Source organism: Skermanella aerolata KACC 11604 (assembly GCF_000936425.1).
GTDB lineage: Bacteria > Pseudomonadota > Alphaproteobacteria > Azospirillales > Azospirillaceae > Skermanella > Skermanella aerolata.
The window spans coordinates 1-4,848 of record NZ_AVFK01000120.1 but is presented as its reverse complement, the minus strand read 5'-3'; the positions used below and the strand labels follow the sequence as shown (position 1 = coordinate 4,848).

Annotated in this window: 5 protein-coding genes; all 5 read right to left on the bottom strand. The window is 64.6% G+C overall.

What is annotated here, in order from left to right; translation table 11 throughout:
• Window positions 1–671, bottom strand: a 671-nt coding sequence (gene tilS, locus N826_RS38430) for a tRNA lysidine(34) synthetase TilS (protein ID WP_044437797.1), incomplete at its 3' end; no start/stop codon positions are given.
• Between the two features lie 31 nt (window positions 672–702).
• Entirely contained in the window at window positions 703–1,608 is a 906-nt protein-coding gene (gene ybgF, locus N826_RS38425; RefSeq protein WP_244619547.1) for a tol-pal system protein YbgF, read from the bottom strand.
• A gap of 212 nt (window positions 1,609–1,820) precedes the next feature.
• Entirely contained in the window at window positions 1,821–2,315 is a 495-nt protein-coding gene (pal, locus tag N826_RS38420) for a peptidoglycan-associated lipoprotein Pal (protein ID WP_044437793.1), read from the bottom strand.
• A 163-nt stretch (window positions 2,316–2,478) separates the two neighbouring features.
• Window positions 2,479–3,831, bottom strand: coding sequence for a Tol-Pal system beta propeller repeat protein TolB (gene tolB, locus N826_RS38415; RefSeq protein ID WP_084721552.1), 1,353 nt, complete (start codon window positions 3,829–3,831; stop codon window positions 2,479–2,481).
• A 126-nt stretch (window positions 3,832–3,957) separates the two neighbouring features.
• Window positions 3,958–4,848, bottom strand: an 891-nt coding sequence (locus N826_RS45080; protein WP_044437792.1) for a hypothetical protein, incomplete at its 5' end; no start/stop codon positions are given.

The window sequence follows — 4,848 nt, the reverse complement described above, 5'->3', positions numbered from 1 at the left end:
GCCCGGCCGAGCCGGCGGGCGGTGTCGGCGGCCCGCGCCGTGCTCCACCCTTCCCTCGCCAGGATATCGGCCATGCCGCGCAGCCGAACCCGCGCATAGGCCGGCGACTGGTTGGAGGGGTCCTCGACCCACGATTGGCATGTCTCGGTCAGGTAGGTCCTCAGACGATCCCGACTTACCGGCAACAGGGGCCGCAGAAGCCTGACGGAGCCGGTTTCCCGTACGGCCGCCATGCCGCCGAGACCGTCGATGCCGCTGCCATGGGCGAAGCGGAGCAGCACCGTTTCCGCCTGATCTTCGCGGTGATGCGCGAGCGCCAGATGCAAGATGCCCTCCGCGTGACAGCGCTCGGTCAAGAGGCGATACCGCGCATCCCGGGCCGCCGACTGGATGCCAGACAACGGCTTAACGCCGTCCCATCGCAGAATGTCATGGGCGACATCGCGCGCCTTCAGCCAAGAACCGACCTGGATCGCCTCATCTGCGGCGTTTTGCCGCAGTCCATGATCGACTGTCAGGGCAAGAAGCGACCCGCTACGGTCCTCCGTCCATGACTTGAGCAACAGGCAAAGCGCCATGCTGTCGGCGCCGCCCGAGACGCCGACCGCGACTCGCGGCGACGGCTCGAACGGACCGAGGCGGTCCATCAGGCGGGTGAATTCAGCGATCAACGTGATGCCAGTTTTCCCTCACCCTCAATCTTCACGAGCAGTTCAACTTCCCACGCTCCTGGTCGGCGCGGCGCTTGATCGCCGCCGAGGCGTCGGGGAACTTGTTGCCGAGTTCGGCGAAGGACAGGCAGGCCTCCTTCTTCTGGTTCAACTGCCCCAACGACATTCCGAGCTTCAGCAGGTTGTCCGCCGCCTTGGAGCTTTTAGGAAACTTCTGATAGCCCTCGGCGAAGGCGGCAGCGGCATCGCCGAACTTGCCGCGTACGTAATAGGTCTCACCCAGCCAGTAATGCGCGTTGCTGGTCAGCGAGTTGTCCGGATGGCTTTTGATGAACGTGCCCAGCGCCACTTCGGCATTGGCATAGTCCGCCGCCCGCAGCAGACCGAATGCGTAGTCGTACTGCTCCTGCGCCGACCCCGCCGGAAGCTTGGCCGCCGCCGTCGCCTGCTGCTGGGCGGACTGGGCCGGCGACTTGGGCGGAGCAGCCGCGGCCGTCTCGTTCCTGCCCTTCGCAGGAGGCGCGGACTGGCTTTCGGCTGCGGGGGCCGGCGCCGCGTTCAGCTTGCTCTCCAGCTCGCTCAGCCGGTATTCGAGGTCGGAGGAAAGCTTATCCAGCCGCTCCCGCGCCTGAGAGATGCCGAAGACCGTTTCCTCGTACTTGCCGGTCAGCGTCTGCAACTCACCTTCGAGCCGCGACAGCCTGACTTCAAAATCGGCCGCAAGGGAATTGGGGATGCCGCCGCCAGACGCGCCGGAACCGCCCTGCGGGACCGGCCCACCCCGGAAGACCTGCCGGTTCAGCGTCTGGATATCGTTCTCCAGCCGGTTCAGCCGGCTTTGCAGGTTGACGTCGGCCTGGGCCGCCGCCGGGCCGCTCCACAGCATCGTTCCGGCGAGCAGCGCCATGCCGGCGAATGCGGCATACCTTCCGGGCAACCCTTCACTCCGCGCACCTGACGCTCGACGCATCGACATCACCGCCATAGCTGGTCCTTTTGACCCTGTCATAAATCTCGCCGTATCAGAAACCATCGGCAAAAATAAGGCGCCACACCCTGCAACTCCTTTACGGACCCGCGTGATGTGACGCCCTATTTACGTCAGCGAACTATAAGCCGCCATCGCCCTCGTCTGCCGCTCGGGCCGACTTAGTTGACGACGGTCACGCCACGACGGTTCTGTGCCCAGGATGCCTCGTTCGAGCCGAGGACAGCCGGACGCTCCTTGCCATAGCTGATGGTGGCGACGCGGTTTGCGTCGACGCCCTTGGCCAGGAGGTAGTTCTTGACGGAGTTGGCGCGACGCTCGGCCAGCGCGAGGTTGTACTCACGCGTGCCGCGCTCGTCGGCGTGACCTTCGACGGTCACGGTGACGCGCGGATACTGGGTCAACCACGAAGCCTGACGGTCCAGGGTTGCCCGGGCCTCCGGCGACAGGTCGAACTTATCGAAACCGAAGAACACGCGGTCGCCGACATTGACAACCAGATCTTCCTGCGAACCCGGAGCCGGACCAGTCCGGACGGGCGCCGCACCAGCGGTAGCCCCACCGCCGGCGCCGGCCGAGCCGTCATTTTGCGGAGTGGATTCGCACGCGGCGACCAGCACAACCGCAGCCAACAGGCTCAGAACCTTCAAACGCATCTCAAAACCCCCTACAGCGACACACGATATAAAATACGGAAGAGCGAACGGGCCGACGCTAAACTACACCCAGTCCACCGAAACCCAGTCCACCGAAAGTTTCCGAACTCCCGACTGTCTAACCTTAGCGTCGATCGTGCACTGCGAAAATAAATGGTTACCGCTAAGGAATCAAGGGCGACCAAGCGGGATCGGATGCGTCCAACGGTGTGACAACTTCGCGCTCATTGAAACCAGTGAGATCAATGCTGTGCAAACGCGCGATTCTGCTGCGATTCCCCTCCCCGCTGGGGCGTTCGCCGAAGAACATAAGGACGCGGCCATTCGGCGCCCAGGTAGGCCCTTCTACGTGAAAAGCCTCGCTCAGGGTACGTTCACCGGTGCCGTCGGGCCGAATCACTCCTATCGAGAATCGACCTCCGCCGATCTTGGTATAAGCGATCAGATCGCCGCGCGGCGACCATACCGGGCTTGCATAGCGGCCCTGCCCAAACGTGATCCGCGTCGGATTTCCGCCATTTGCATCCATGACATAGAGCTGCTGGGTGCCGCCACGGTCCGACTCGAACACGATCCGCTGCCCGTCGGGCGAGTATGACGGCGAGGTATCGATGGCCGGATTGTTGGTCAACTGCTCGACGCGGCGGGTTCGCAGGTCCATCGTATAGATGTCGGTGTTGCCGCCCGTCGCCAGGCTCATGATGACCTTGTTGCCGTCCGGCGAGAAGCGCGGGGCGAAAGTCATGCCGGGGAAGTCGCCTAGTACTTCCTGACGGCCGGTATCTATATTGAAGAGATAGACGCGCGGCTTATTGTTAAAATACGACAGATAGGTGATTTCCGGCGCCGAGGGCGAGAAGCGGGGCGTCAGCACCAGCGTCCTGCCGTCGGTCAGGAAACGGTGGTTCTCACCGTCCTGGTCCATGATCGCCAGCCGCTTGATACGCTTGTCGGCCGGACCGTTCTCCGAGATGTAGACGATGCGGGTATCGAAGTAGCCCTCCTCGCCCGTGATCCGCTTGTAGATCGCGTCGGAGATGATGTGCGCGACCCGCCGCCAGTTCTCCGGCACCGTGAAATAGGCGAGGCCGGTCATCTGTTGCTCGGCGATCACATCCCACAGGCGAAATTCCACCCGCAGGCGCCCATCGGCCTGCGCCTGGACCGTTCCGCTGACCATCGCCTGGGCGTTGATGACCTTGAGGTCGGCGAATCGGGGCTGGTTGTGCAGGGAAGCCGGATCCTGGATCAGCGCCTTGGGATCGAGCGGACGGAAGAGGCCGGACCGCTCGAGGTTGGCCGACACCACCTGCGCGATGTCGCGGCCGACCTGATTCTCCTGGCCGCCCTGCCCATAGAAGGTGGAGATCGCGATCGGCATCGGCTCGACCCGGCCGCGGGTGATGTCCAGCCGCAGCTCGGCACGGGCGCCGGTGATCCCAGCGAGAGTGACGATCAGAACGGCCAGCGCCAGACGGCGGACAAGCAGGATCAGGTGGAACGGGTATGCAATCATGATCGAGTCATGCCTTGTTCATCATCGTTGTTTCCGAGAGCGGCCACCCTCGGGATGCGCCTTTTCAAAGGCACAAGAGGGCACCGCGATCGTGGCATCATCAAGACGGACCACCGTCCGGCGTCCTCAGCCGCGCAGCATGTCGCGGGGGCTGAAGACGAAGACGGCGTCCTTCCAGAATTCGTAGCTCTCCAGAGGAAGCGGCAGGGTCTTGCATCGCGGGTTCATGACGGCACGCTGCGCCGACTCCGCGACGGTGCGGAACGTACGGTCCCGCGCCATGCGCGCCTTATCGACCACCTCGGCACGCTTGACCTGCCCGTCCCTGCCAATCTCCAGCCGGATTTCGACAGTGATATCGCTGACGCCCGCCAGCCCCGGATCGACGTTCCAGCAAGCCTCGACCGTCTTGCGCACGGCGTCCTCCTGGCTGGAGGTCAGCTGGTCCGCCAGCTTGGGGGCCGAGTTCGACGCAGGCTGCGACGAAGCCGCCTGCTGCTGACGCTGCGGCTGGGAAGACGTGGCCGGCGCTGCCGATGGCTCGGATTTCGGCTGCTTCTGAAGGTTCTTCAGGACATCGGCGAAGTCGCTGCTGGTATCCGGCTGCTTTTTCTCCACTGCCGGCTTCTTCGGCTCCTGCTTCGGCGGCTCCGGCTTCTTGGCTTCCTGCTTCGGAGGGTCGGGCTTCGCCGGCTCAGGCTTCTTCGCCTCCTGCTTGGGAGGTTCAGGCTTGGGCGGCTCCGGCTTCTTCACTTCCTTCGGCTCGGGCTTGGGAGGCTCGGGCTTCGGCGGTTCCGGTTTCGGAGGCTCCGGCTTAGGCGCAGGTTCCGGCTTCAGGGCCTCCTGCTTCGGCGGCTCCGGCTTCGGAGGTTCGGGCTTGCGCGGCTCCGGTTCCGGCGCCTTGGGAGGCGGCGGTGTCGGTGCCGGCGGGGGAGGAGTCGGCCGGGGCGGCGGAGGCGGTTCCGGCTGGCGCTGCGGCGGTGCGGCCTCACGCGGGGCCGGCGGCGGTTCGGCGAC